This window comes from Streptomyces sp. NBC_00045 (assembly GCF_045041095.1).
GTDB lineage: Bacteria > Actinomycetota > Actinomycetes > Streptomycetales > Streptomycetaceae > Streptomyces.
In genome coordinates, this window is sequence record NZ_CP108271.1 from 4880052 (window position 1) to 4905815 (window position 25764).

At 71.9% G+C, this 25764-nt stretch carries 25 protein-coding genes and 1 riboswitch; of the genes, 18 read left to right on the forward strand and 7 right to left on the reverse strand.

Going from position 1 to position 25764, the window contains the following annotated elements:
• Positions 1–8: 8 nt before the first annotated feature.
• On the reverse strand, positions 9–629 hold the full coding sequence (locus OHA65_RS22980; RefSeq protein ID WP_327284999.1) for a hypothetical protein: 621 nt from the start codon (positions 627–629) through the stop codon (positions 9–11).
• Positions 630–912: 283 nt separating this feature from the next.
• Between OHA65_RS22980 and purN the strand changes: the two genes are divergently transcribed.
• A complete protein-coding gene (gene purN / locus OHA65_RS22985; RefSeq protein ID WP_327285000.1) occupies positions 913–1536 on the forward strand; it encodes a phosphoribosylglycinamide formyltransferase in 624 nt (207 codons plus the stop codon).
• Positions 1533–3113 (forward strand): bifunctional phosphoribosylaminoimidazolecarboxamide formyltransferase/IMP cyclohydrolase, encoded by a 1581-nt coding sequence (gene purH, locus OHA65_RS22990; RefSeq protein ID WP_327285001.1) that lies wholly within the window; start codon positions 1533–1535, stop codon positions 3111–3113. The genes purN and purH overlap by 4 nt, the downstream gene beginning before the upstream one ends.
• Positions 3114–3198: 85 nt before the next feature.
• On the opposite strand, the gene OHA65_RS22995 is transcribed toward purH, so the two are convergent.
• Positions 3199–3831 (reverse strand): hypothetical protein, encoded by a 633-nt coding sequence (locus tag OHA65_RS22995; RefSeq protein ID WP_327285002.1) that lies wholly within the window; start codon positions 3829–3831, stop codon positions 3199–3201.
• 260 nt (positions 3832–4091) lie between these two features.
• Between OHA65_RS22995 and OHA65_RS23000 the strand changes: the two genes are divergently transcribed.
• The 6 genes from OHA65_RS23000 to OHA65_RS23025 all read left to right on the forward strand — a co-directional run bounded on the left by OHA65_RS23000 (position 4092) and on the right by OHA65_RS23025 (position 9928).
• The gene (locus OHA65_RS23000) at positions 4092–4955 is read left to right on the forward strand and encodes a bifunctional methylenetetrahydrofolate dehydrogenase/methenyltetrahydrofolate cyclohydrolase (RefSeq protein WP_327285003.1); all 864 of its coding nucleotides are present in this window, start codon (positions 4092–4094) and stop codon (positions 4953–4955) included.
• On the forward strand, positions 4945–5598 hold the full coding sequence (locus tag OHA65_RS23005) for a DUF3017 domain-containing protein (RefSeq protein WP_328763413.1): 654 nt from the start codon (positions 4945–4947) through the stop codon (positions 5596–5598). Before OHA65_RS23000 ends, OHA65_RS23005 begins: the two co-directional genes overlap by 11 nt.
• Before the next feature lie 253 nt (positions 5599–5851).
• Positions 5852–6841 (forward strand): malate dehydrogenase, encoded by a 990-nt coding sequence (locus OHA65_RS23010; protein ID WP_327285005.1) that lies wholly within the window; start codon positions 5852–5854, stop codon positions 6839–6841.
• 161 nt (positions 6842–7002) lie between these two features.
• On the forward strand, positions 7003–8778 hold the full coding sequence (locus OHA65_RS23015; protein WP_405762359.1) for a hypothetical protein: 1776 nt from the start codon (positions 7003–7005) through the stop codon (positions 8776–8778).
• The gene (locus tag OHA65_RS23020) at positions 8768–9163 is read left to right on the forward strand and encodes a hypothetical protein (RefSeq protein ID WP_327285007.1); all 396 of its coding nucleotides are present in this window, start codon (positions 8768–8770) and stop codon (positions 9161–9163) included. Before OHA65_RS23015 ends, OHA65_RS23020 begins: the two co-directional genes overlap by 11 nt.
• A gap of 3 nt (positions 9164–9166) precedes the next feature.
• Positions 9167–9928, forward strand: coding sequence for a hypothetical protein (locus OHA65_RS23025; protein WP_328763415.1), 762 nt, complete (start codon positions 9167–9169; stop codon positions 9926–9928).
• A gap of 40 nt (positions 9929–9968) precedes the next feature.
• On the opposite strand, the gene OHA65_RS23030 is transcribed toward OHA65_RS23025, so the two are convergent.
• A complete protein-coding gene (locus tag OHA65_RS23030; protein WP_405762360.1) occupies positions 9969–10472 on the reverse strand; it encodes a carboxymuconolactone decarboxylase family protein in 504 nt (167 codons plus the stop codon).
• Between the two features lie 46 nt (positions 10473–10518).
• On the opposite strand from OHA65_RS23030, the gene OHA65_RS23035 reads away from it, so the two are divergent.
• Positions 10519–11937 (forward strand): PLP-dependent aminotransferase family protein, encoded by a 1419-nt coding sequence (locus tag OHA65_RS23035; protein WP_327285010.1) that lies wholly within the window; start codon positions 10519–10521, stop codon positions 11935–11937.
• 64 nt (positions 11938–12001) lie between these two features.
• Here the strand turns inward: OHA65_RS23035 and OHA65_RS23040 are convergent, their stop codons facing one another.
• On the reverse strand, positions 12002–12829 hold the full coding sequence (locus OHA65_RS23040) for a hypothetical protein (protein WP_371646909.1): 828 nt from the start codon (positions 12827–12829) through the stop codon (positions 12002–12004).
• Between the two features lie 97 nt (positions 12830–12926).
• Between OHA65_RS23040 and OHA65_RS23045 the strand changes: the two genes are divergently transcribed.
• Both OHA65_RS23045 and OHA65_RS23050 read left to right on the forward strand, forming a co-directional pair.
• Positions 12927–13250 (forward strand): hypothetical protein, encoded by a 324-nt coding sequence (locus tag OHA65_RS23045; protein ID WP_327285011.1) that lies wholly within the window; start codon positions 12927–12929, stop codon positions 13248–13250.
• A 4-nt stretch (positions 13251–13254) separates the two neighbouring features.
• Positions 13255–14445, forward strand: a complete 1191-nt coding sequence (locus tag OHA65_RS23050; protein ID WP_327285012.1) for a glutathionylspermidine synthase family protein — start codon at positions 13255–13257, stop codon at positions 14443–14445.
• Positions 14446–14684: 239 nt separating this feature from the next.
• Here OHA65_RS23050 and rocD read toward each other — a convergent pair whose 3' ends face one another.
• The gene (gene rocD / locus OHA65_RS23055) at positions 14685–15872 is read right to left on the reverse strand and encodes an ornithine--oxo-acid transaminase (RefSeq protein WP_371646911.1); all 1188 of its coding nucleotides are present in this window, start codon (positions 15870–15872) and stop codon (positions 14685–14687) included.
• Between the two features lie 170 nt (positions 15873–16042).
• A riboswitch (ZMP/ZTP riboswitch) is annotated at positions 16043–16133 on the forward strand.
• A gap of 35 nt (positions 16134–16168) precedes the next feature.
• Between rocD and glyA the strand changes: the two genes are divergently transcribed.
• The 4 genes from glyA (at position 16169) to OHA65_RS23075 (ending at position 20335) form a co-directional block, all read left to right on the forward strand.
• Entirely contained in the window at positions 16169–17437 is a 1269-nt protein-coding gene (gene glyA / locus OHA65_RS23060; protein WP_328763417.1) for a serine hydroxymethyltransferase, read from the forward strand.
• Between the two features lie 116 nt (positions 17438–17553).
• Positions 17554–18567: a tryptophan--tRNA ligase gene (gene trpS, locus OHA65_RS23065; RefSeq protein ID WP_327285015.1), complete on the forward strand. Its 1014-nt coding sequence runs from the start codon at positions 17554–17556 to the stop codon at positions 18565–18567.
• An 87-nt stretch (positions 18568–18654) separates the two neighbouring features.
• Positions 18655–19272 (forward strand): 2'-5' RNA ligase family protein, encoded by a 618-nt coding sequence (locus OHA65_RS23070; protein ID WP_327285016.1) that lies wholly within the window; start codon positions 18655–18657, stop codon positions 19270–19272.
• A gap of 172 nt (positions 19273–19444) precedes the next feature.
• Positions 19445–20335 (forward strand): YihY/virulence factor BrkB family protein, encoded by an 891-nt coding sequence (locus OHA65_RS23075; RefSeq protein WP_327285017.1) that lies wholly within the window; start codon positions 19445–19447, stop codon positions 20333–20335.
• Between the two features lie 2 nt (positions 20336–20337).
• Here the strand turns inward: OHA65_RS23075 and OHA65_RS23080 are convergent, their stop codons facing one another.
• Positions 20338–21582, reverse strand: coding sequence for a D-alanyl-D-alanine carboxypeptidase family protein (locus OHA65_RS23080; protein WP_405762362.1), 1245 nt, complete (start codon positions 21580–21582; stop codon positions 20338–20340).
• Positions 21583–21703: 121 nt separating this feature from the next.
• On the opposite strand from OHA65_RS23080, the gene OHA65_RS23085 reads away from it, so the two are divergent.
• From OHA65_RS23085 to OHA65_RS23095, 3 genes are all read left to right on the forward strand, one after another.
• Positions 21704–21994 (forward strand): SCO4848 family membrane protein, encoded by a 291-nt coding sequence (locus OHA65_RS23085; protein WP_327285019.1) that lies wholly within the window; start codon positions 21704–21706, stop codon positions 21992–21994.
• Entirely contained in the window at positions 21991–23298 is a 1308-nt protein-coding gene (locus OHA65_RS23090) for a metallophosphoesterase (RefSeq protein ID WP_327285020.1), read from the forward strand. The genes OHA65_RS23085 and OHA65_RS23090 overlap by 4 nt, the downstream gene beginning before the upstream one ends.
• Before the next feature lie 133 nt (positions 23299–23431).
• On the forward strand, positions 23432–24991 hold the full coding sequence (locus OHA65_RS23095; protein WP_327285021.1) for an ABC transporter substrate-binding protein: 1560 nt from the start codon (positions 23432–23434) through the stop codon (positions 24989–24991).
• A 33-nt stretch (positions 24992–25024) separates the two neighbouring features.
• On the opposite strand, the gene OHA65_RS23100 is transcribed toward OHA65_RS23095, so the two are convergent.
• Positions 25025–25756 (reverse strand): TetR family transcriptional regulator, encoded by a 732-nt coding sequence (locus OHA65_RS23100; RefSeq protein ID WP_327285022.1) that lies wholly within the window; start codon positions 25754–25756, stop codon positions 25025–25027.
• Between the last annotated feature and the right edge of the window lie 8 nt (positions 25757–25764).

A 25764-nucleotide genomic window follows, 5' to 3' on the forward strand; every position in this document is an offset into this window, starting at 1 on the left:
CGCCGTCGCTACTGCTGGACCTTCAGGACCTTGCCGAGCACGCTGTCCGGCAGCAGGTTGTTGCACTGCAGTTCCGCCGACTTGGTGAGTGCGTCGTCGCGGCACACGTAGAAGTCCTTGTAGGCCAGCTGCAAGCCGTACGAGGTCATCGCGAGCAGGATGGCCAGCGAGGCCGTGACCAGCCCGCCGATCGCCGCCGTCCGCTGGGGGCGGGCCGCCGGTCCGAGGGCCGCCAGGCCCCCCTGGGCGGCGGGGGCGGCCGGAGCGCCGGAGCTCAGTGCGTCCGCCGCGGACCGGTCGGCGGCCGCCGGCTTCCCGCGCAGCCCGCTGATCCCCCAGTACAGGGCGAGCGCGCCGAGCAGCAGTCCCACCGACGGGATTCCGAAGATCCCGAAGAAGAAGCCCCACATTCCGGCCAGCAGCGCGTAGCGGGCGCGCCGCTGGATGGGGTCCGTCGGGTCCCAGCGCACAGGCCCGCCGGAGGTGGAACCGGAGCCGGGGTCCTCGCCCGGGCGGCCGCCTCCGTCGCCACCGCTGCGCGGCTGCCACGGCTGGTCGGGCCGGCCTTCCGGGGGAGCCGCGAAGGGGTTGTCGTCGGTGGAGGGGTCGGGCTGGCGGCGGTCCGGCATCGAGAGCGTTACTTCCCCTGTGTCGTGGACGTCGAAGAACGTCGTGGGCGTCGTGCGTCGTAAGGGCTGTTGACGTGCTGCACGGTGCTGTGCACCGCGCCGTACGCGGCATGTACGCCAGACGCTACCCCTCACCCGTCCCCCCGTCCCTCGGGGGCTGTCCGGTGTGCCGGTATCGTTGCAGGCGGTCGGCGGCTTCGTAGGGTCCCCCGTATTTCAGGGCATCCGGGTTTCGTCTGATCACACAAGATGTACGGAAGCATTCCCGCAGAAAGGGCCTCCCATGGCCGCCTCCCGCCTGGTCGTGCTGGTCTCCGGTTCCGGCACCAACCTCCAGGCCCTGCTCGACGCCATCGACGCCCACCCCGGCGGATCCGAGGGCTTCGGCGCCGAAGTCGTCGCCGTGGGGGCCGACCGCGAGAACATCGTCGGCCTGGAGCGGGCGGAGAAGGCGGGCATCCCCACCTTCGTGTGCCCGGTCAAGGCGTACGGGACCCGTGAGGAGTGGGACGCCGCGCTGACCGGGGCGACCGCCGCCCACGAGCCGGACCTCGTCGTGTCCGCCGGGTTCATGAAGATCGTGGGCGCGTCGTTCATAAGCCGCTTCGGCGGCCGCTTCATCAACACGCACCCCGCCCTCCTCCCGGCCTTCCCCGGCGCCCACGGCGTACGGGACGCCCTCGCCTACGGCGCGAAGGTCACCGGCTGCACGGTCCACTTCGTGGACGCCGGCGTGGACACCGGTCCGATCATCGCCCAGGGTGTGGTCGAGGTCCGGGACGAGGACGACGAAGCCGCTCTGCACGAGCGCATCAAGGAAGTCGAGCGCCAGCTGCTCGTCGACGTCGTGGGGCGCCTGGCCCGGCACGGCTACCGCATTGAGGGACGAAAGGTAACGATCCAGTGACCGCCGTAGAGAGCAGCACCACCTCGTCGAAGCGACCGATCAGGCGCGCGCTCGTCAGTGTCTACGACAAGACGGGACTGGAGGAGCTGGCCCGCGGCCTGCACGAGGCGGGCGTCTCGCTCGTCTCCACCGGCTCCACCGCCTCCAAGATCGCCGCCGCCGGCGTGCCCGTCACCAAGGTCGAGGAGCTCACCGGCTTCCCCGAGTGCCTGGACGGCCGGGTCAAGACCCTGCACCCGCGCGTGCACGCCGGCATCCTCGCCGACCTGCGCCTGGAGGACCACCAGCGCCAGCTCGCCGAGCTCGGGGTCGAGCCGTTCGACCTGGTGATCGTCAACCTGTACCCGTTCCGGGAGACCGTCGCCTCGGGCGCCACCCCCGACGAGTGCGTCGAGCAGATCGACATCGGCGGCCCGTCGATGGTCCGCGCCGCCGCCAAGAACCACCCCTCGGTCGCCGTCGTCACCAGCCCCGCGCGGTACGCCGACGTCCTCGCCGCGGCCCAGGGCGGCGGCTTCGACCTCACCGCGCGCAAGCGGCTGGCGGCCGAGGCCTTCCAGCACACCGCCGCGTACGACGTCGCCGTGGCCTCCTGGTTCACGAATGCGTACGCCCCGGAGCCCGAGGCCGTACTGCCCGAGTTCCTGGCCGGCGCGTGGGACCGCAAGTCGACCCTCCGGTACGGCGAGAACCCGCACCAGTCCGCCGCCCTCTACACGGACGGGCAGCCGGGCGGGCTCGCCAACGCCGAGCAGCTGCACGGCAAGGAGATGTCCTTCAACAACTACGTGGACACCGAGGCCGCCCGTCGCGCCGCGTACGACCACGACGAGCCCTGCGTCGCGATCATCAAGCACGCCAACCCGTGCGGCATCGCCGTCGGCGCGGACGTCGCCGCCGCGCACCGCAAGGCCCACGCCTGCGACCCGCTGTCGGCGTTCGGCGGCGTCATCGCCGTCAACCGCCCGGTGACCGTCGAGCTCGCCGAGCAGGTCGCGGAGATCTTCACCGAGGTCATCGCCGCCCCGGCGTACGAGGACGGCGCGGTCGAGATCCTGGCCAAGAAGAAGAACATCCGCGTCCTCAAGGTTGACGGCACCCCGCACCAGCCGGGTGACCTGAAGCCGATCTCCGGCGGCGCGCTGCTCCAGCAGAGCGACCTCTTCCAGGCCGAGGGCGACGACCCGAAGAACTGGACCCTGGCCACCGGCGACGCCCTCTCCCCGGAGGAGCTCGCCGAGCTCGCCTTCGCGTGGAAGGCCTGCCGGGCCGTCAAGTCCAACGCCATCCTGCTCGCCAAGGACAGCGCCTCGGTCGGCGTCGGCATGGGCCAGGTCAACCGCGTCGACTCGGCGAAGCTCGCCGTGGAGCGGGCGGGCGCCGAGCGCGCGCAGGGCTCGTACGCCGCTTCCGACGCCTTCTTCCCCTTCCCGGACGGGCTGGAGATCCTGACCGCCGCGGGCATCAAGGCCGTGGTCCAGCCCGGCGGTTCGGTCCGTGACGAGCAGGTGATCGAGGCGGCGAAGGCGGCCGGCGTGACCATGTACTTCACCGGGACCCGGCACTTCTTCCACTGAGCCGGCGCTCCGAGTACGGCGAAGGCCGCCATCCGCAGCACGTGCGGGTGGCGGCCTTCGCCGTGGTGCCGGGGCCCTGCGGGGATCAGTAGCGCGGGCGGTTGAACCAGGCCACCGAGTCCTTGTTGACCGCGGCGATCAGGATGACCACGCCGATGGCGAGGCCGATGATGCCGCCCAGCACGCCGGCCGGCGTGCTGCCGTTGCCGCTCGTGTTCGCGAAGTTCGCGAGGCTGCTGAGCAGGAAGAGCACGGAGTACACGATCGTCGTGATCCGCGTGGCGTTGCCGCCCTTGCCGAACTTCACGCCGAGGACGATCGCCCACACGGCGAAGCCCATGGCGACCAGCGCGATGGCGGCGATCACACCGGCCGCCATCTGGCCCGAGGAGCTGCTGCTGCCGTATTCGTTGCTGGACAGGAAGGCGGCGCCCAGCAGGGCGAACGCGCCGACGATCAGCTGCAGGGCCGCGATGATGAAGAGCAGTACGCGGGCGGTCTTGAGCAGACCCGGCATCTGCATGGGCATGCCCGGGTAGCCGCCGGGGCCGGCCGGGTAGCCCTGCTGCGGGTAGCCCATCGGGGCCTGCTGCGGGTAGGCGTAGCCGCCCTGCGGCGGGACGCCCTGCGGGGCCTGCTGCGGGTAGCCGTAGCCGGGCTGGCCCTGCGGGGCCGGCGGCTGCTGCCCGTACGGGTTGTTCGGGTCGCCGAAGCTCATCTTGGGGTGTTCCTCCGTGGAAGTGCGGGGACGCACGGCACGCACGGAGGAAACACTGCGATGTGCGGTCCGCCCCCCGGCACTGCCCGCGGCACTCTTTGTCCGTCATCGTCGTCCGATCGGGCCGGAGTTGTCCAGCGCCCGCGCGACCGGCCCGTCACTTGTTGTGCAAGTGCAATGAATGGTTCAAGCCTGTGACGAAGCGCGGGAGACGCCCCCACGACTGGAACCGGGGGCGCTCCATCCGGGAGGATGGGGTCATGACCGCCCAGATTCTCGATGGCAAGGCCACCGCCGCCGCGATCAAGTCCGAACTGACCGCCCGCGTGGCGGCGCTCAAGGCCCGGGGCATCACCCCCGGCCTCGGCACCCTGTTGGTCGGCGACGACCCGGGTAGCCGCTGGTACGTCAACGGCAAGCACAAGGACTGTGCCGAGGTCGGCATCGCGTCCATCCAGCGCGAACTGCCCGCGACGGCCTCCCAGGAGGACATCGAGGCGGTCGTGCGGGAGCTCAACGGGAACCCGGAGTGCACCGGCTACATCGTCCAACTCCCGCTCCCCAAGGGCATCGACACCAACCGGGTCCTGGAACTGATGGACCCGGCCAAGGACGCCGACGGCCTCCACCCGATGTCGCTCGGCCGGCTGGTCCTGAACGAGCCGGGCCCGCTGCCCTGCACCCCGTACGGGATCGTCCAGCTGCTGCGCCACCACGGCATCGAGATCAACGGCGCGCACGTCGTGCTCCTGGGCCGCGGCATCACCGTCGGACGCTCCATGGGCCTGCTGCTGACCCGCAAGTCGGAGAACGCCACCGTGACCCTGTGCCACACCGGCACCCGTGACCTGGCCGCCCAGCTGCGCCAGGCGGACATCATCGTCGCGGCCGCCGGTGTCCCGCACCTGGTCAAGCCGGAGGACGTGAAGCCCGGCGCGGCCGTCCTGGACGTGGGCGTCAGCCGAGACGAGAACGGCAAGATCGTCGGAGACGTGCACCCGGGCGTCGCCGAGGTGGCCGGCTGGATCTCCCCGAACCCGGGCGGCGTCGGCCCGATGACGCGGGCGCAGCTGCTCGTGAACGTCGTCGAGGCGGCGGAACGGACGTCGACCAGTGCGGGCTGAGCACGAAGCGGAAGCCGGGACCGGTGCGGAGGCCGGCCCCGGCCCCGGCTCCGGCCCCGCCCCCGACGCCGGTCCCGCCGACCCGACCGAAGGCGCGACGGCTACGAGCCCGGCGGCTGCGAGCGCGGACGCTACGAGCCCGGCGGCTGCGAGCGCGGACGCCGCGAGCCCGGCGGCTGCGAGCGCGGACGCCGCGAGCCCGGCCGCCGGAACCGAGAGGGCTGCGGCCGAGAGCGGGGCCGCCGCCGGTTCGGAGGCCGCCAAGTCGCGCCGCTTCCCCTCCATCACCCAGGACACCGCCCGCCCCGAGGGCCATGGCCGTGCCGGACCCGGGGACGCCCTCGCGGCCCGCCAGTGGCCGATGCTGAGCGTGCTCGCCGCGACCGCGGTCGGACTGCTCCTGACCGCGCTGGGGCACCCCAAGGGCGGCTGCCTGGTGATCGGCGTGGCCCTGATCGCGGCCTCCGTGCTGCGGCGCGTGCTGCCGTCGGTGGGCATGCTCGCGGTGCGCTCCCGCTTCACGGACATGGTCACGTACGGGCTGCTGGGCGTGGCGATCACGCTGCTCACGCTGGTGATGGAGCCCAGGCCGTGGCTGGAGATCTCGTTCCTGGAGAGCGCGGTCCGCTTCACCGTCCGCTGAGGGTGCTCGTAGGAGGCTCTCGTACACCCGTCCGGCGGGTGGCGGACGGTCGAAAAGCGGGGGGAAATGCCCCTCCCCGCCTTCGAACTCCCGGTCCGTGTGCCGTGCACCACACAGACCGGGGGGTTGGGTCGCTCCAAGGTCGGATAGCCTGACGCCGGATGTCTCTTCACGTCAAGATTCGCAGGGGAGCGGCGTCCGCCAGCACATGGGGCAGGGACGCCCCACCGCCAGCTGTCTAACGGAGAAGGCCATGACCCGCACTCCCGTGAATGTCACCGTCACCGGCGCCGCCGGCCAGATCGGCTACGCGCTGCTCTTCCGCATCGCCTCCGGTCACCTGCTCGGCGCGGACGTGCCGGTCAAGCTCCGTCTTCTGGAGATCCCCCAGGGCATGAAGGCCGCTGAGGGCACCGCCATGGAGCTCGACGACTGCGCCTTCCCGCTGCTCAAGGGCATCGACATCTTCGACGACCCGAACGCGGGCTTCGAGGGTGCCAACGTCGCCCTGCTCGTGGGCGCCCGCCCGCGCACCAAGGGCATGGAGCGCGGTGACCTGCTCTCCGCCAACGGCGGCATCTTCAAGCCGCAGGGCGCCGCGATCAACGCGCACGCCGCGGACGACATCAAGGTCCTGGTCGTGGGCAACCCGGCCAACACCAACGCGCTCATCGCGCAGGCCGCCGCCCCGGACGTACCGGCCGAGCGCTTCACCGCGATGACCCGCCTGGACCACAACCGCGCGATCTCGCAGCTCGCCAAGAAGACCGGTGCCGACCTCACCGACATCAAGCGCCTCACCATCTGGGGCAACCACTCGGCGACCCAGTACCCGGACGTCTTCCACGCGGAGATCGCCGGCAAGAACGCCGCCGAGGTCGTGGGCGACGAGCTGTGGCTGGCCGACACCTTCATCCCGACCGTCGCCAAGCGCGGCGCCGCGATCATCGAGGCCCGTGGCGCGTCCTCGGCCGCCTCCGCCGCCAACGCGGCCATCGACCACGTCCACACGTGGGTCAACGGCACCGCCGCGGGCGACTGGACCTCCATGGGCATCCCGTCGGACGGCTCCTACGGCGTCCCGGAGGGCCTCATCTCCTCCTTCCCCGTCACCTGCAAGGACGGCAAGTACGAGATCGTCCAGGGCCTGGACATCAACGAGTTCTCCCGTACGCGCATCGACGCGTCCGTGGCGGAGCTCGTCGAGGAGCGCGACGCGGTCCGCGAGCTCGGCCTGATCTGATCCGGCTGATCCGGATCCGGCCGGTCCGTTCCGGCTGATCCGACCCCGAAACGCCCGAAGAGGCCCCGGCGCAACCGCGACGGGGCCTTTTGGCGTGATCCGCCCTATCCCGCGCCCCCCGGGCGCCGTACGGTTTCCCTCCTCCCGACCGAGGAGAGCGCGTGAGCGGCAGTGCGACAGGCACGGGAACACCGGACGGCAGGGCCCCCGCCGACCCGGCGACGACGGAGGCGGGACGCCTCCTGTGCGCGGGCACCTACCTCGACCCCGCCTACCGCGACCGGGTCATCGAGGAGCTGTACGTCCACGAAGAACGGTTCCCCGCGCCCTCCTACGGGTTCGACGCCACCCGCGTCCTCGCCCACGCCCTGCGCGCCCTGCGCACCGAAGCGGCCTGGTCGGCGGCCATCGTCGCGACGTGGGGCCTCGGCCTGTTCCTCACCCGTACGTTCTTCCTCTTCCTGCTCCTCCCGGCGCTGCTCCTGAGCGGGGCGGGGCGGATCAAGAAGCGCCGCGAGCGGATCGGCCGCGGCGGCGGCCGCATCTTCGAATGGATCCTGCGCGGCTACGCCTGCTTCGTCCTCGCCAGGATCCTGTGGGGCGTGCTCCGCGGGTTCTTCGCGGACGACGCGTACGTCGGCGGCAGCGGGGGGCTCAGCTTCCTCGGCGAGTACCTCAAGCAGGTGGTCATGGACAACCCGCTGGGCATCTTCCTGGAGGTGCCCAGGATCGGCGAGTCCTACGGGGAGTCCTACTCCTGGACGGTCGTCCTGATCGCCGTGCTGGTCACGGTGCTGGTCGGCTTCCGGCGGGAGCACTTCGCGCAGATCATCCACTCCTCCCTCAGTCGCGCGCAGTACGCGGACCGCGGTGCCGATCCGACCGCGGGCCGGCGCTTCCGCCGGGTCCGGGACGAGATCGAACGCAGCCAGCACGCACAAGTGGTCCTGTACGAGGTCGGCAACCCGTTCTGCGGCGCAGGCAAGGCCCATCTGCCGTGGCAGCTGGCCGTGGAGCTGCGCCCGCGCGCCGGGACGCAAGCCCGGCGCCTCGACAGCGGGGCGATCATCGAGCAGATCCGGCCCAAGCTGGAGGCCCTCAGGATCCCCTCGCCGCGCGGCTCCGAGGAGACGGAGGACGCCGTGCTGGACCGGCTGCGCGAGCTGGTCGTCGACGAGTGCGTGTTCCTGCCGGCCGCCGGACTGCCCGACGTGGACGCGGTGGACCTGTCCGCGGAAGCCTTCGCCGCGCACCGGGCCGGCGCGGTCGAGGAGGGCGGCGAGCGGCGCCGGCACTTCCTGCGCGTCCGGATCGGCGGCTGGGACGAGAACCTCGTCATCACCGTCTTCATCCGGGTCCACACGCAGGGCGGCATGCTGATGCTGGAGGTCGCGCCGCACGTACTGCTGCCCGTGCGGCCCGATTTCCAGCGGGCCGACGACATCGCCCGACGGCACCGCCGCAACACCCCCGTCGCCAAGGTGCTGCTGGCCCTCAGCCAGGCACCCGGCTCGCTCGGCGTGGCCCTCGCCACGCTGGGCGGCGCCTGCCGGGTCCCGTGGCGGCTGGCGACCGCCGGGCACAGCGTCGCGTACGCGGCGGGACCGGCCGCATCCGTCCGCGAACTGGCCTCACAGGAGGACGGATCGCTGTTCCAGCTGATGGACCTCGACCGGTACTTGAAGACCATCCAGGAGCGGATCGTCGGCGGTGTGACGCTGGCGCTGCACGACGCGGGCTGGCACACCGAGGAGTTCGCGGAGCGCGCCGTCAACGTCGCGGACGGCGGGGTGTTCATCCAGTCGGTGAGCAACAGCGCCTTCGGGATCCACGGAGTGAGCCACAACAGCACGGTGAACCACGGGAAGACGGCGGACAAGGCGGAACGGAAGGACGGGCGCGTGCGCGTGGGCAAGGAGAACAGAAGTGGCCGGTAGCGCAGGGGACGGGCAGTCGCAGCCCTCGGTGCGGATCGGGGGAGTGTCGGGCAGCGCCTTCAGCATCGGCGGTACGGAGGTCCGCAACAGCACCGTCAACCACGGCGGTACGGGCGCGGGCGCCGCCGGGCCGACCGCGGAGCAGCTGCTGGAGGCCGTACGCGACCTGCGCGCCGCCCTCGTACGGTTGCCCCGGAGCGCGGACCGGGCCGCGCTGGACGCCGAACTCGACGTGGCTGCGGGGGAGTTGGAGGAGGCCGGTGAGGAGGTCCGGCCGGGTCTGCCCGCTCGGCTGCGCGGGGCGCTGGAGCGGTGGGCCCCGCTGGTGGACTCGGTGAGCGCGGCCACCGCGCTGGCCGCCCTGCTGGTCTCGTTCGGGGGGTGATCCGTGCCCCCGGGGAGCGGATCCGCCCGATGGAACCCGCGGGCGCAGCGGTGGGAGGAGCCCGAGGAGCTGGAGTGGTTGGAGTGGCTGGAGGAGGAAGAGCGGCTGGAGGCGGAGCGGACGGAGGCGGGGGCCGGGCTGCCGCCGATGCCCGCCTACCCGCCGGGCAGCGCTCCCGATGACGCCCCGGCCGGTCCCGCGCCCGCACGGCGTCGGGCGCGCCGCTGGTGGATCCGGTCGGCGGTCGCCCTGGGGGTGGTGGCCGTCCTGGGCGGAGCCGCGCTGGGGGCCTCGTACCTGCTGGCGGACCCGGAGGGCCCGCCGGACGGCTACCAGGTGCTGCGCAGCGCCGGGTCGGGCTTCCGGGTCGCGGTCCCCGGCGGCTGGCAACTCAGCACGTCCGAGTCCGGGGCCGCAGCCGGCACGGTGTACCGGCCGGCACAGGGCCGGGGCAGCCTCCTCCAGGTCCTGCGGGTCACCAGCGGGCCCGACAACCCGTGCGAGGTCCTGGTCGAGGGCAGCAGCCAGCTGAGCTCCCGGGACGGCTACCGGCGGCTCTCGCTCGAAGGGACCGAGGGCCGCGGCTGCGAGATCGTCTTCGAGGTCCCGGACGGGGAGACCAGCGGGAAGGCCCGCTGCATCGGGCGGCTCGTCGTCGCCTCCGACGGCAGCCGGTGGGTGCTCTTGTCCTTCGGCCCGGCAGACGAGGCCAAGGCCGTTCGCGTGCGCTTGACGGCGGCCCTGGGCTCGTTCCGGCCGGACTGACGACCGGGCGACCGGCGGCCCGGGAAGCGGTGAGCCGGTCCTACGAGAACATGCCCGGCGTGTAGTGGCCCGGGACCATGCGGGTGGTCACCGCGAAGCGGTTCCAGACGTTGATCGTCGCGATCACGGCGATCAGCTGGGCGAGCTCCTTCTCCTCGAAGTGCTTCGCGGCGTTCTCGTACACCTCGTCGGGAACGAAGCGGTCGGTCAGCACGGTCACGGCCTCGGTCAGCTCGATGGCTGCCGCTTCCTTCTCCGTGTAGAAGTGGCGCGACTCCTCCCAGGCGCTGAGCTGGACGATCCGCTCGATCGTCTCGCCCGCGGCGAGCGCGTCCTTCGTGTGCATGTCCAGGCAGAACGCGCAGTGGTTCAGCTGCGAGGCGCGGATCTTGACCAGTTCGACCAGGACCGGGTCCAGGCCCTTCTTCGAGGCGATCTCCAGGCCCACGATCGCCTTGTATACGTCGGGCACGTGCTTGGCCCAGCCCATGCGGGGCGTGTGCTCGGGGGCGTGTGCGGCGGTGTGTTCGTGCGTGGTGGTCATGTCTCAACCCTACGGATCATGCGGCCCGTCGATATGGTCCATGTTCATGACGGAATCATGGGCCACTTTCCGTGCCGACCTCGCTGCCGACACGGGTGCCGACCTGCACCTGGACCTCGCCGCCGGGCGCGGTCTGCGGGCCGGGCTCGTCGAGGCGCTGCGCGAGGCCGCGCGCAGCGGTCGGCTGGCGCCCGGAACCCGGCTGCCGTCCTCGCGGTCCTTCGCCGCGGACCTCGGGATCGCGCGCAACACGGTCGCGGAGGCGTACGCCGAGCTCGTCGCCGAGGGCTGGCTCACCGCCCGGCAGGGCTCCGGCACCCGCGTCGCGGAACGGGCCCGGCCGCGGCGGCCCGCCGGCACCGCCCGGGTCCGGCAGCCCGCACCGCGCCGGCCCTCGTACAGCCTGGTGCCCGGTACCCCCGACCTGGGCGGCTTCCCGCGCGCCGGCTGGCTGACGGCCGCCCGGCGGGCGCTGACCGATGCACCGAACGAGGCCTTCGGGTACGCGGCCGACGCGCGCGGCAGGGTGGAGCTGAGGGAGGCGCTCGCCGGATACCTGGCGCGGGCGCGCGGGGTGTACGCGGATCCGGAACGGATCGTGCTGTGCGCGGGGTTCGCGCACGCCCTGACCCTGCTCGCGGGGGTGCTGCGGGCACGCCGGGTGCGGGGGGTGGCGGTGGAGGGGTACAGCCTCGACGTGCACCGGGAACTGCTGACGGGGGCGGGGCTGCGGACCCTGCCGCTGGCAGTGGACGCGTCCGGGGCGCGGACGGCGGACCTGACGGGGGAGGCGGGGGCGGTGCTGCTGACCCCAGCCCACCAGTTCCCCACCGGGGTGGCGCTGACCCCGGCCCGGCGGGCGGCGGCGGTCGACTGGGCCCGGACCACGGGCGGCCTGATCCTGGAGGACGACTACGACGGCGAGTTCCGCTACGACCGCCAGGCGGTGGGGGCGCTCCAGGGGCTGGACCCGGACCGGGTGGTCTACCTCGGCACGGCCAGCAAGTCCCTCGCCCCCGGGCTGCGGATGGGCTGGATGGTGGTCCCGCCCGGGCTGCTGGACGAGGTCGTCGCGGCCAAGGGACGGACCGATTGGACGTCGAGCGCGCTGGAGCAGCTGACGCTGGCCGAATTCATTCGCTCCGGGGCGTACGACCGGCACGTACGGGGCATGCGACTGCGGTACCGGCGGCGCAGGGACGAACTCGTCGCGGCCGTTGCCGGCCGGGTGGCGGTGTCGGGCATCGCGGCGGGCCTGCACGCGGTGCTGGACCTCCCTGCGGGTACGCAGGCTTCGGTGCTGCGGGCCGCGGCCTGGCAGGACCTGGACCTGGAGACCCTCGCCCGCTACACCCACCCGGAGGCGGGCCTACCGCCGCGGGAAGCCCTGGTGGTCGGCTACGGAACCCCGCCCACGAGCGCTTGGTCCCCCACGCTGTCGGCCCTCCTGGCCACTTTGCCGTGACCCCACCGTCGAGGCCCCCGGACGCCGCCCAGGGGTGAGTTTTGCGGCGCAGCCCGGACGGGAGCTACGCGGCCGCGGGGTCGGACGGCGTCGGGGGTTCGCCGAAGCGGGCCAGGGTCAGGGCGCCGGCCACCGCCACCGCGAAGCCGAGGAGGGCCAGCCAGGTCAGGCCCTCGCGGGTGCGGTCGCCGAGCCAGACCACGCCCACCACCGCCGGGCCGATCGTCTCGCCGAGCACCATGCCCGCCGTGGCCACCGTCACCGAGCCGCGCTGGAGCGCCGAGGTGAGCAGCAGGAACGCCGCACCGCCGCCCAGCAGCAGCGCGTACACCGCCGGGTTCGTGAACGAGATGCCGTCGATGAGGCGGACGGCCACCTCCACCACCCCGAAGCCCGTCCCCGCAGCCAGGCCGAGGACCAGCGCGCGGGAGCGGTCCGGGAGCCCGCCGGCCACCGCTCCCACCAGCAGCACCAGACCGGCCACCCCCAGCAGCCCCAGCTTCAGCGCGAACGTTCCCGTTCCCGAACCCTCCTCGCCCGACGCCAGCCCCAGCATCGCCAGCCCTGCGCAGACCACCCCCACCGCGCCCCACTCGGCCCCGCTCAGCGGTACGTGCAGCAGCCGCGCCGAGACCACCGCCGTCACCGCGAGGCTGGCCGCCAGCGCCGCGCTCACCGCGTAGATCGGGATGTGCTTCAACGCGATGATCTGGAGGACGAACCCGGCCGCGTCCAGCCCGAGGCCCAGCACGTACCGCCACTGCCGGGCCGCCCGCAGCAGCAGTGCCGTGTCCACCCCCGACCCGGTTCCCGGCTCCGCCGCCCGCGCGGCCATCGCCTGGAGGACCGACGCCGTGCCGAAGCAGACCGCCGCACCGAGCGCGCAAACCATCCCAAGGAGCACGAATGGACTCTAGGTCATGAAGGTCATGAGAGGGTTTCGACGGCCGGATTCCATCGCTCAACGACCCCGCTCTAGTCTTGCCGCCATGGATGGCATGGACGACAGCAGTAGAAGTGACGGCACCGCCCGACGCCGCATGCGTTCCGGCAGCGTGGCCCTCGGCGGCATGGGGCTGCTCGCCGCCGCGCTCGTGGCCTGCGGCAGCAGCAGCGAGCCGGACAAGCGCTGCGTGGACCGCGCCACCCTGGAGAAGCTGAACACCAAGGAGTGCAAGAGCGGCGGCAGCGGCCGCGGCACGTACTACTACGGCGGCTCCGTCTCCAAGAACCGCGTCAGTGGCGGCAGCTTCGACAAGTCCGCCGTCACCCGCGGCGGCATCGGCGGCCACTCCAGCTCCAGCGGCGGCTGACCGCGTGCGCCGTCACACCATCGAACCGCGCCCCGGCTGGCAGCAGACCGTCGAGGAGCAGGGGCTGATCTACCCGCTCACCCGCTACCCCGACGACTCCCTGCGCCCCTACTGGGACGAGAGCGCGTACTACTCCTTCTCGCTCCCCGAGGTCGAGGCGCTGGAGAACGTCGTCGAGGAGCTGCACGCCATGTGCCTGGCCGCGGCCGCGCACATCGTCGAGCACGACCGCTTCGCGGACCTCGGCATCACCGATCCGCGCCTCGCGGAGCAGATCGCCGAGTCCTGGCGCCGGCGCGCCGAACAGCCCTCCCTCTACGGCCGGTTCGACCTGCGCTACGACGGCGGCGGCAGCGCGGCCAAGATGCTGGAGTACAACGCCGACACCCCGACCTCCCTCGTGGAGGCGGCCAGCCCGCAGTGGTTCTGGATGGAGGAGCGCTTCCCCGGCGCCGACCAGTGGAACTCCCTCCACGAGCGGCTCGTCGAGGCCTGGCGCCGGCAGGCGGAACTGCTGCCGCCCGGCCCGCTGCACTTCGCGCACTCCGAGACCGACGAGCTCGGCGAGGACCTGATGACGGTCGCCTACCTCCAGGAGACCGCCGAGCAGGCGGGGCTGGAGACCGAGGCGCTGTCCGTGGAGCAGATCGGCTGGGACGACCTGTCGGGCCGGTTCGTGGACCAGAAGCTCCGCTTCATCCGCGGCTGCTTCAAGCTCTACCCGTGGGAATGGCTGGCCGCCGACGAGTTCGGCCCCCAGGTCCTCGGTACCTACGACCACGGCGGCGGCTCCGGGACCACCACCTGGATCGAGCCGCTGTGGAAGATGCTGCTGTCCAACAAGGCGCTGCTGGCGATCTTGTGGGAGCTCTTCCCGGAGCACCCGAACCTACTGCCCGCCTACCTCGACGGCCCGCGCGAACTCGCCGCGACGACGGGGTACGCCGCGAAGCCGCTGCTGGGCCGCGAGGGCGCCGGGGTCACCCTGCACCCGGTCGGCGGCGAGCCGTTCGTACCGGCCGAGGACGAGACGTACGTCTTCCAGGGCCTGGCTCCGCTGCCCGACTTCGACGGCAACCGCGTGGTGCTCGGCGCATGGGTCGTCGAGGAGGAGGCGGCGGGCCTGGGCATCCGCGAGTCGGCGGGCCCGGTCACGGACGAGTACGCCCGCTTCCTGCCCCACGTCATCCTCTAGGGGCGCGCGCAGGCACTCTCGAAGCCGGTCCTGGCGCCCGCGGTCCAGCCCTTCCCGTAGGTGGTGGACCGGGTCTGGCTCTTGTCCGGCTCGGGCGGCTCGCCGGTGCAGCCCGCCGCGGCCGCCTGCTTGCTCGCCGCCCGGCACGCCCGGGCGGAGAGCCGGCGGAGCAGGTCAGGCCGGGGGCGCGGCCGGGCGACGTGAGGGCCCGGCCGCGCCCGCGGTGGTGGCCGGCGGCCTCAGCCGGCTGCCAGTACGGCGCGCAGCTGGTCCAGACCCCAGTCCAGGTCCTCCTTGCTGATCACCAGCGGGGGCGCGATCCGGATCGTCGACCCGTGGGTGTCCTTGACCAGCACCCCGAGCTCCATCAGCTTCTCGGAGATCTCCCGGCCCGTACCGTGCGCCGGGTCGATGTCGACGCCCGCCCACAGCCCCCGCCCGCGTACGGCGGTCACCGCGCCCCCGCCGACCAGCAGGTTCAGCTCCCGGTGCAGGTGGTCGCCGAGCTCGGCGGCGCGCTGCTGGTACTCGCCGGTGCGCAGCATCGCGACGACCTCCAGGGCGACCGCGCAGGCCAGCGGGTTGCCGCCGAAGGTGGAGCCGTGCTCGCCGGGCCGGAACACCCCAAGCACGTCCCGGTCGGCGACGACGGCCGACACCGGGACCACGCCGCCGCCCAGCGCCTTGCCGAGGATGTACACGTCCGGCACGACCTCCTCGTGCTCGCACGCGAAGGTCTTTCCGGTCCGGCCCAGCCCCGACTGGATCTCGTCCGCCATGAACAGGACGTTCCGCTCGCGCGTGAGCTCCCGTACGCCCCGGAGGTAGCCGGCGGGCGGCACCAGCACCCCGGCCTCGCCCTGGATCGGTTCCAGCAGCACGGCCACGGTGTTCGCCGTGACGGCCGCGGCCAGGGCGGTGAGGTCCCCGTAGGGAACGATCTCGAAGCCGGGAGTGTAGGGGCCGAAGTGGTCGCGGGCCTCGTGGTCCGTCGAGAAGCTCACGATCGTCGTCGTCCGGCCGTGGAAGTTGCCGGCCGCGACCACGATCTTGGCCTGCCCGTCCGGAACGCCCTTGACCTCGTACCCCCACTTGCGGGCGGTCTTCACCGCCGTCTCCACGGCCTCCGCACCCGTGTTCATCGGCAGCACCATCTCCTTGCCGCACAGCGCGGCGAGTTCGGAGCAGAACTCGGCGAACCGGTCGTGGTGGAACGCCCGCGAGGTGAGGGTGACCCGCTCCAGCTGCGCCTTGGCCGCATCGATCAGCCGCCGGTTGCCGTGGCCGAAGTTGAGTGCCGAATAGCCCGCGAGCATGTCGAGGAAGCGCCGGCCCTCCACGTCGGTCATCCACGCGCCTTCCGCGGACGCCACGACGACGGGCAGCGGGTGGTAGTTGTGCGCGCTGTGCGCCTCGGCGGAACGCATCGCTTCAGCAGTTGTCGACACGGGGTCTCCGATCGTCGGTCGGGCGGGCCGGGTTGCGGGTGGCGCGGGTGACGAGGGTGGCGACACCCGCCTCCACCTTGTATACGGCTATACGTCGCTCGTATACCGGACGGGGAAACCTTTCTTGTGGAGCGCCCGCTAAGGTGAGCGGTACGCACGGCGACTGGCGTACGGAGAACCAACTCCGGGGGAGTCGTGCGCGCACGACCGCATACAGGGCCGCTCGCCTGGGCCTCGCGGGGACGAGACCTGACATCGACCCCGGAGGAGCCGCCATGAGCGCGAGCCGCCACCCCGCCCTTCTTGCGACCGACCCCGAGCTGGCGTCCTTCGTCGCCGCCGAGGAATCCCTGCAGGCCGAGACCCTGCGCCTGATCCCCAGCGAGAACTACGTGTCCGCGGCCGTGCTCGAAGCCTCCGGCACGGTGCTGCAGAACAAGTACAGCGAGGGCTACCCGGGCCGCCGCTACTACGAGGGCCAGCAGAACATCGACCGCGTCGAGGCGCTGGCCGTCGAGCGGGCGAAGGGCCTGTTCGGGGTGGACCACGCCAACGTCCAGCCGTACTCCGGCTCGCCGGCGAACCTCGCGGTGTACCTGGCGTTCGCGAAGCCCGGCGACACGGTGATGGGCATGGCCCTGCCGATGGGCGGGCACCTGACGCACGGCTGGGGGGTCTCGGCGACGGGCTCCTGGTTCCGGGGCGTCCAGTACGGCGTGTCGGCCGACACGGGCCTGATCGACTACGACGCGGTGCGGGCGCTGGCGCTGGCCGAGCGCCCGAAGATCATCTTCTGTGGCGGCACGGCCCTGCCGCGCACGATCGACTTCGCGGCGTTCGCGTCGATCGCCAAGGAGGCAGGCGCGGTCCTGGTCGCGGACGTGGCCCACATCGCCGGCCTGATCGCGGGCGGTGCGCACCCGTCGCCCGTCGGGCACGTGGACGTCGTCTCGACGACCACCCACAAGACCCTGCGGGGGCCGCGCGGCGCGATGCTGATGTGTCGGGAGGAGCACGCGAAGGCCATCGACAAGGCGGTGTTCCCGGGCCTCCAGGGCGGACCGCACAACCAGACGACGGCGGGCATCGCGGTGGCCCTGCACGAGGCGGCGCAGCCGTCGTTCACGGCGTACGCGCACGCGGTCGTCGCCAACGCGAAGGCGCTGGCCGCGGCGCTGCTGGAGCGGGGCTTCGACCTCGTCTCGGGCGGCACGGACAACCACCTGATCCTGATGGACCTCACGTCCCGGGGCGTGCCGGGCAAGATCGCGGCGAAGGCGCTGGACCGCGCGGGCATCGTGGTGAACTACAACACGGTGCCGTTCGACCCCCGCAAGCCGTTCGACCCGTCCGGCATCCGGATCGGCACGCCGTCGCTGACCTCGCGGGGCCTGGGCGTGGAGCACATGCCGGTGGTGGCGGAGTGGATCTCCCGAGCGGTGGACGCGGCGGCCACGTCCGACGAGCAGGCCCTGTCCGGGATCCGCGCCGAGGTCGCCGACCTGATGTCCGCGCACCCGGCCCCGGGCCTCCCGCTGGCCTGAGCCGCCCGATCTCCGGCCCGGCGGCTCTCCGCGCCGGGCCGGGGACTTCCGGCCCCGCCGGCGTTCGGGGCGCGAGTCCGGACGGAGCCCGGTGCCGTACCTGAGACAATGAAGGCATGGCTTCTGATCGTCCTCGCGCGCTCTCCGGCATCCAGCCCACCTCCGGTTCGTTCCACCTCGGGAACTACCTCGGAGCGATCCGCCAGTACGTCGCCCTGCAGGAGACGCACGACGCCTTCTACATGGTGGTCGACCTGCACGCGATCACCATGCCGCAGGATCCGAAGGACCTGCGCGCGAACACCCGGCTCTCCGCCGCCCAGCTCCTCGCCGCCGGGCTCGACCCCGAGCGCTGCACGCTGTTCATCCAGAGCCACGTCCCCGAGCACGCGCAGCTCGGCTGGGTCATGAACTGCATCACCGGCTTCGGCGAGGCGAGCCGCATGACCCAGTTCAAGGACAAGTCGGCCAAGGGCGGTGTGAACAGCGCCAGCGTCGGCCTGTTCACGTACCCGATCCTGCAGGTCGCCGACATCCTGCTCTACCAGGCGAACGCCGTCCCCGTCGGCGAGGACCAGCGCCAGCACATCGAGCTGACCCGCGACCTGGCCGAGCGTTTCAACCAGCGCTACGGCCAGACCTTCACGCTCCCCGCCGCGCACATCGTCAAGGAGGTCGCGAAGATCTACGACCTCCAGGACCCGTCGATCAAAATGTCGAAGTCGGCGTCGTCCCCCAAGGGCCTGATCAACCTCCTCGACGAGCCCAAGGTCACCGAGAAGAAGATCAAGAGCGCGGTCACCGACACCGAGGCCGAGGTCCGCTTCGACACCGAGAACAAGCCCGGCGTCAGCAACCTGCTCACGATCTACTCCACCCTCACGGGCGAGTCGATCCCGGCCCTGGAGGCCTCGTACGAGGGCAAGGGCTACGGCGCGCTGAAGACCGACCTGGCGGCCGTGATGGTCGACTTCGTCACACCCTTCAAGCAGCGCACCCAGGAGTACCTGGACGACCCGGAGACGCTGGATTCCATCCTGGCCAAGGGCGCGGAGAAGGCCCGTGCGGTCGCCGCCGAGACCCTGGCGCAGGCCTACGACCGCCTCGGTCTGGTCCCCGCGAAGCACTGACCGACGGAGGCCCTGGCAATCCGGGGGGTGCTGGCCCCACACTGGGTCGGCAGGACCCATACGCACCAGACGACGGAGGAGACATACGTGGGGACCGTAACGCTCGGCGTTTCGATCGCGGTCCCGGAGCCGTACGGCAGCCGCCTCCAGGAGCTGCGCGCCGGCTTCGGGGACGCTGCCGCGCACGGCATCCCCACGCACGTCACCCTCGTCCCGCCCACCGAGGTGGAGCCGGACCGGCTGCCGGCGATCAGGGCCCACCTGTCGGAGGTGGCGGCCGCCTTCGGTCCCTTCGCGATGCGGCTGGAGGGCACGGGCACGTTCCGCCCGCTCTCGCCGGTCGTCTTCGTCCAGGTCGTCGAGGGCGGTGCGGGCTGCACCAGGCTCCAGGGCCTGGTCCGCGACCCGGACGGGCCGCTCGACCGGGAGCTGGCGTTCCCGTACCACCCGCACGTCACGGTCGCCCACGGGATCTCCGAGGAGGCGATGGACCTGGCGTTCGCCACCCTCGCCGACTACGCGGCGCAGTGGACCTGTACCGGCTTCGCGCTCTACGAGCAGGGCTCGGACGGGGTCTGGCGCAAGCTGCGCGAATACCCTTTCGGTAGCGGCCCGGTCGGCGGGGTCCCGGCGCAGCTGGGCTCACCGGTGGACGAGGCGACGGGTGCCGCGGGCTCGGCGGAGACCGCCGGACGAAGTTCCTGACGCAGTGGCCTGAGGCTCTGGCGGGCGTAGAACCTGAGCGTGCGCAGGACCAGGGTGCGGAACGGACGGCCCCGGCCCGCCGGACGGGTTTCGCGAAAAGTCACAGTCGTCGACCGTAGTACCCAAAACCGACAATCCCGGCTATTTACATCGGCTCATTTACGGTGACCCCATGGACTGGCTGACGAAACTCCCGGTGATCGGCCCGCTGGTGGTGCGGCTGATGCACACGCACGCCTGGCATTCGTACGAGCGCCTGGACCGGGTCCACTGGAGCCGTCTCGCCGCCGCGATCACCTTCATCAGCTTCATCGCGCTCTTCCCGCTGATCACCGTGGCCGCCGTCATCGGCGCCGCCCTGCTCAGCCAGGAGCAGCTGGACCGGCTGCAGAAGAACCTCGCCGAGCAGGTCCCCGGAATCTCCGGGCAGCTCGACATCAACGGCCTCGTCGCCAACGCGGGGGCGATCGGCCTCGTCGCCGCCGCGCTGCTGCTCGTCACCGGCATCGGGTGGATCGGCTCGATGCGGGACTGTCTGCGCGCGGTGTGGGAGAAGGACGACGAGGACCTGGGGAACCCCGTCGTCCGCAAGGGCAAGGACGCGCTCGTGCTCGTCGGCCTCGGCGGCGTGGGCCTGGCCTCGGCCGCGGCCTCGACGCTCGGTTCCAGCGCGGTCGGCAAGTTCGGCAGCTGGCTGGGCGTGCCGCAGCAGGGCGCGGGCGGGGTGCTCCTGCGCACCGGCGCCTTCCTCGTCGGCGTCGTGGCGGCCTTCCTGATCCTGCTGTACGTCCTGACCCTGCTGCCCGGCGTCGAACCGCCGCGCCGCAGCCTCATCCAGGCCGCCCTGCTCGGCGCGGCCGGCTTCGAACTGCTGAAACTGCTGCTCAGCGGCTATATGCGCGGGGTCGCCGCGAAGAGCATGTACGGGGCCTTCGGAGTGCCGGTCGCGCTGCTGATCTGGATCAACCTGATGGCGAAGCTGCTGCTGTACTGCTCCGCCTGGACGGCGACCTCCGCCGAAGGCCCGGTAAAGCCCGTCGGGCCCGCGAAGTCGAAGGCCTGACCCTAGGTCGGCTGCCCGCCGTCGCGGCGGCCGCGCGGGCCCCGGGGCCAGCGGCGGTTGACGGCGTACGCGCCGCCCGCGATCACGGCCAGCGCACCGCCCGCGACGCCGAGCGCGGTGCCGATGCCGCCTCCCGCCTCCTCGCGGGCCGCCGAGGGCTTGTGCTCGTGCGTCTGGGCCGGGGAGCCGAAGGGGGAGGTGTCCGCGCTCTTCGGCGGGACGAGCTCGCCGACCGGCTTGACCTTGCCGATCGCCGCGAAGCCCCAGTCGAGGAGGTTGGCGGTCTCCTCGTAGACGGAGTTCAGCCCGCCCGCACTCGGGTTCATCACCGTGACCAGCAGCTTCTTGTTGCCCTGCTGGGCCATACCGGTGAAGGTGGAGCCGGCCATGGTGGTGTTGCCGTTCTTCACCCCGGCGATGCCCTTGTACGGGGAGAGGCCGCTCGCGCCCGTCATCAGCCGGTTGGTGTTCTGGATCTCGAAGTACTCGCGCGGCTTCCCGGGCTCCTGCCTGCCGGGGAACTTCGCGCTCGCCGTGCCGCAGTACTCCCGGAAGTCCTGCTTCTGCAGGCCGGAGCGGGCGATGAGGGTGAGGTCGTACGCGCTCGACACCTGCTCCGGGGCGTCGTACCCGTCCGGGGACACGACGTGGGTGTCCAGGGCCTGGAGCTCCTCGGCGTGCGCCTGCATGTCCTTGACGGTCTTGTCGATGCCGCCGTTCATGGCGGCGAGCACGTGCACGGCGTCGTTCCCGGACCGCAGGAACACCCCGAGCCACAGGTCGTGCACGGTGTACTCGTGGTCCTCCTTGACCCCGACGAGGCTGGAACCCGCGCCGACGCCCTCCATCTCCTGCTCGGTGACCTTGTGCACCTGGTCCTTGGGGAGGCTGGGCAGCACCGTGTCGGCGAAGAGCATCTTCATGGTGGAGGCGGGCGGCAGCCGCCAGTGCGCGTTGTTGGCGGCCAGGACCTCGCCGGTCTCGGCGTCGGCGACGATCCACGAACGCCCCGTCAGCTCCGTCGGCAGGGCGGGGGCGCCCGCCAGCGGATTGACCTGGACGCCCGGCTTGCCGAGGAGGGCCCCGCCGACGGTGGACATCGACGCAGGTGGCGCGGCCACGGCCTTGGGCGGCTGCCCCTTCCCGTCCGGTGGCGGGGTGGGCGCGGCGTGCGCGGGCACCACGAGCATCGCGGGAACCAGCAGCCCGGCGGAAAGGACCGTCAGCGCGGTCTTCTTGGCAGACACGCAGGTGAAAGTACATCCCGATCGGCTGTCTGCCGTCCGGGACCGGCCAACTTGTCCGAACCACCCCCGGTACAGCCCACCCCGACGCGTCCGTCCTGGGGACCAAACCGATACTGGGGGCATGAAACTCAGCCGCGCCGTCTCCTGGTTCCTGCTCGCGTTCGGAGTGTGGAGCTGGTTCATCTGGGTGTCTTTCGTCCGGAACCTGTGGAAGGACGCCAGCGGTCTGGCATTCGACGCGGCGGGCGGGCCGACGGCTTACTTCTGGGTCCACTTTCTCCTGGCGATCGCGTCCTTTCTCCTGGGGACGGCCGTTGGTGTGATCGGGTTGCGCGGCGTCCTGGCGCTGCGGCGTGAATCACGCCGGGGTCCCGGGGCGGGCTCCGGTCCCGGATCTGGCTCGTCCGAATGAAGGTCGCGCTCTTCGCGGTGATCGCCCTGGTGGTCCTGGCGCTGCTCGTCCTGGTCCACCGCTGGCTGTGGATCCGGCTGGTCCGCGACACGACGCGCGCGCACGGTACGGCGCGCCGGATCGGCACCACCCTCGCCTTCGCACTGCCGCTCCTCTCGTTGGCCGCCCTCACCACGGGCCGCGCCGGCGCCCCCTTCTGGCTCCAACGGTCCGTGGCCTGGCCGGGTTACATGTGGCTCGCGGTGCTCCTGTACCTGTCGCTGGCCATGCTCGTGGCCGAACCCGTGCGGGCGCTGCTGATCCGCCGCGCCTCCCCGGCGCCCCGCGGCTCCGCCCCGGCTCCCGCGCCCGCGACACCGCTCCCGGCGGTGCGGGGCGGCGACCCGCTCCGGGCCGCGCCGGCCGGTGACCCGCTCCCGGCCGAGCCCGCCCGTGACCCGATCGAGCCCGCGGCCGGCACCGCTTGCGGTCCCGACGGCGTCAGCCGGCGGCAGTTCGTGGCGCGCGCCGTCGGCGGTGCGGCCGCCGCGGCCGCCGTCGGGACCGTCGGGTACGGGACGTACGGGGTCCTGCGCGGCCCGCGCGTGAAGCGGGTCCAGGTGCCCCTCGCCAAGCTGCCCCGCGCCGCGCACGGTTTCCGGATCGCCGTCGTCAGCGACATCCACCTCGGCCCGGTCCTCGGCCGCGCCCACACCACCCGCATCGTCGACACCGTCAACCGCACCCAACCCGACCTCATCGCGGTCGTCGGTGACCTCGTGGACGGCAACGTGCACGACCTGGGCAGCGCCGCCGAGCCCCTGCGCCGGCTCCGGGCACGGCACGGCGCGTACTTCGTCACCGGAAACCACGAGTACTTCTCGGGCGCCCAGCAGTGGATCGACCACGTCCGCGAGCTGGGCCTCACCCCCCTGGAGAACGCGCGCAGGGCGCTCCCGCACTTCGACCTCGCCGGGGTCAATGACGTACAGGGCGAGACGGAGGGCCACGGCCCGGACTTCGCGGCGGCGCTCGGTGACCGGGACCGGGCGCGCGCCGCCGTGCTGATGGCCCACCAGCCCGTCGTCATCCACGAGGCGGTCCGCCACGGCGTCGACCTCCAGCTCTCCGGCCACACCCACGGCGGCCAGCTCTGGCCGGGCAACTACATCGCCGAGCTCGCCAACCCCACCGTCGCCGGCCTCGAACGCTACGGCGACACCCAGCTCTACGTCTCGCGCGGCGCGGGCGCCTGGGGACCTCCCGTCCGGGTCGGCGCGCCGTCCGACATCACGGTCGTCGAACTCGCCTCATACCAGGCTTGACCGGGCGCAACCGGTAACGACTCGCCGTGAATCGGCCTTCCCGAGGCCAAATTTCCATGATGGGATATCCGTTAATCGGATATGGGGATCCGATTAACGGTCAATCCATGGCATGGGTGGGGTGGGGTCAAGGATGAAGTCTGTCCGCTCGAAGGTCATCGCGGCGGGACTGGTGATCGGCGTGGCCGGCGTCGGCGCCTGGCAGCTGCTGCCCGAGGAGGGCCGCGGCAGCGGGACCGCCCTGCGGGTCGGGACGAGCGACGTCGTCTCCTCGCTCGACCCCGCCGGGGCCTACGACGCCGGCTCCTGGGCCCTGTTCAGCAACATCTACCAGTCGCTGCTGACCATCAGGTCCGGCTCCGACACCCCCGTCCCGGACGCGGCCTCCGCCTGCAAGTTCATCGGCCAGGAGCTCACCACGTACCAGTGCGACCTGCGCCCCGACCTGAAGTTCGCGAGCGGGCGCGCGGTGACGGCCGAGGACGTCAAGCACTCCTTCGAACGCATCAAGGCGATCAACTCCGACCAGGGCCCGGCGCCGCTGTTCAACACCCTGCAGTCGGTCAAGGCCGAGGGCCGCAGCGTCACCTTCAACCTCTCCGCCCCGGACGCCACCTTCCCCTTCAAGATCGCGACGGGCGCCGCCTCGATCGTCGACAAGGAGAAGTACCCGGCGAAGGCGCTGCGCGAGGACGGCAAGGCCGACGGCTCCGGCCCATTCGCCCTCGGCGCGTACCAGGCCGGTGCCAGTGCCGAGCTCAAGCCCAACCCGGCCTACCTGGGCCAGTCCAAGCCCGCCAAGACGGCCGTCACCGTCCGGTACTACAAGGACTCCGCCCAGCTCAACCAGGCCTGGCAGGACCACCAGGTCGAGGTCGCCCACCGCGACATGCCGCCGGAAGTGCTCGCCGGGCTCAACCCGGGCCTCAAGGACACCCGGTACCAGGCCTCCGGCGGCACCGAGACCCGCAGCGTGGTCTTCAACGTCCGGCCGGGTTCGACCGCGGCCCCGCTCGCCGTACGCCAGGCCGCGGCCGCCGTCATCGACCGCTCCAAGGTCGCCGGGGAGATCCACAAGGGTACGGTGACCCCGCTCTACTCCCTCGTCCCGGCCGGTGTCGCCGCCCACGGCACGCCGTTCTTCGACAGCTACCCGTCGCCCAACGGCGCCGCCGCGCGCAAGCTCCTCAAGGACGCCGGGATCACCGCCCCGGTCTCCCTGACCCTCGGCGTGAACACGCGCGGTCCGAACGTCGCGGAGGCCGACGAGATCGCGAAGCAGCTCCGGGCCACCGGGCTCTTCCAGGTCAAGGTCAAGGCCGTGGACAAGTGGGCCGACTTCCAGAAGGCCTACGCGGCGGGCGAGTTCGACGCCTACACCATCGGCTGGATCGCCGACTTCCCGGACGCGGACAACTTCCTCGCCCCGCTCGTCGGTGCCGACTCCAGCATGAACAACGGCTTCTCCGACAAGGCCGTCGACGAGCTGATCACCCGTACCCAGTCCTTCTCGGACCGGGCCCGGGCCTCCGGCGACTTCCGCGACCTCCAGAAGCTGGTGTCCCAGCAGATCCCGCTGCTGCCCATCTGGCAGAAGAAGGACTACGTGATGTCCCGCGAGGCCGTCTCCGGAGCCCAGTACCTCTCCGACGGCACCGGGGTGTGGCGTCTGTGGGAGCTCAACTGGTTGTGACCGCGGCCCGGTGACGGCCGGGGGCCCCGGCCGTCACGCCGGGTCGGGGTCCGGGGCGGAGGCCCGCCTCTTCTTCGACGCCACCGTCTGCGCCATCCCCGGCAGGAAGTCCGCGAACAGCCCGTGGACCTCGCCCACCAGCGGCCGCAGCACCCGGAACCGGGCCAGGACGATGCCCCGCGTCGTCAGCTGCGCGCCGCGCTCCGCGAGCCGCCGCGTCTTCTCGCTGTTCGGGGACCGGTCGAAGACCCAGTACAGGACGAGCCCCATCTGCGAGAGCCACATCAGCTCCGGCAGTACGTCGGCCAGTTCGTCCGGGACCTTCGTCTTCGCGCCGGCCAGCACCTCGCGGTGCATGTCGATCGCAGCCCGGCGGGCGGGTTCCGATTCGGGGGAGAAGGGGCTGAGCGGGCTCTCCGGGTCCGCCGCGTTCTTGAAGAACTGCGAGGCGAACTCGTGGTACGGAGCCGCGATGTCGAGCCAGCTCGTCAGCACGCCCGCGAGCCGCTTCTGCAGATCGGTCTCGCTGTCCAGGATGGGCCGGACCGCCGCTTGGTGCGCGGCGCCGATCCGGTCGTAGAACCCCTGGACGAGGTGTTCCTTCGACTCGAAGTAGTAGTAGGCGTTGCCGACCGAGACCCCTGCCTCCTTGGCGATGGCCCGCATGGTCGTCTTGTCGAAACCGCGCTCCTGGAAGAGACGGAGTGCGGTTTCGAGGATGAGCGTGCGGGTCTGCTCGCTCTTGGGAGCCTTCTGATCAGTCACGGTGTACG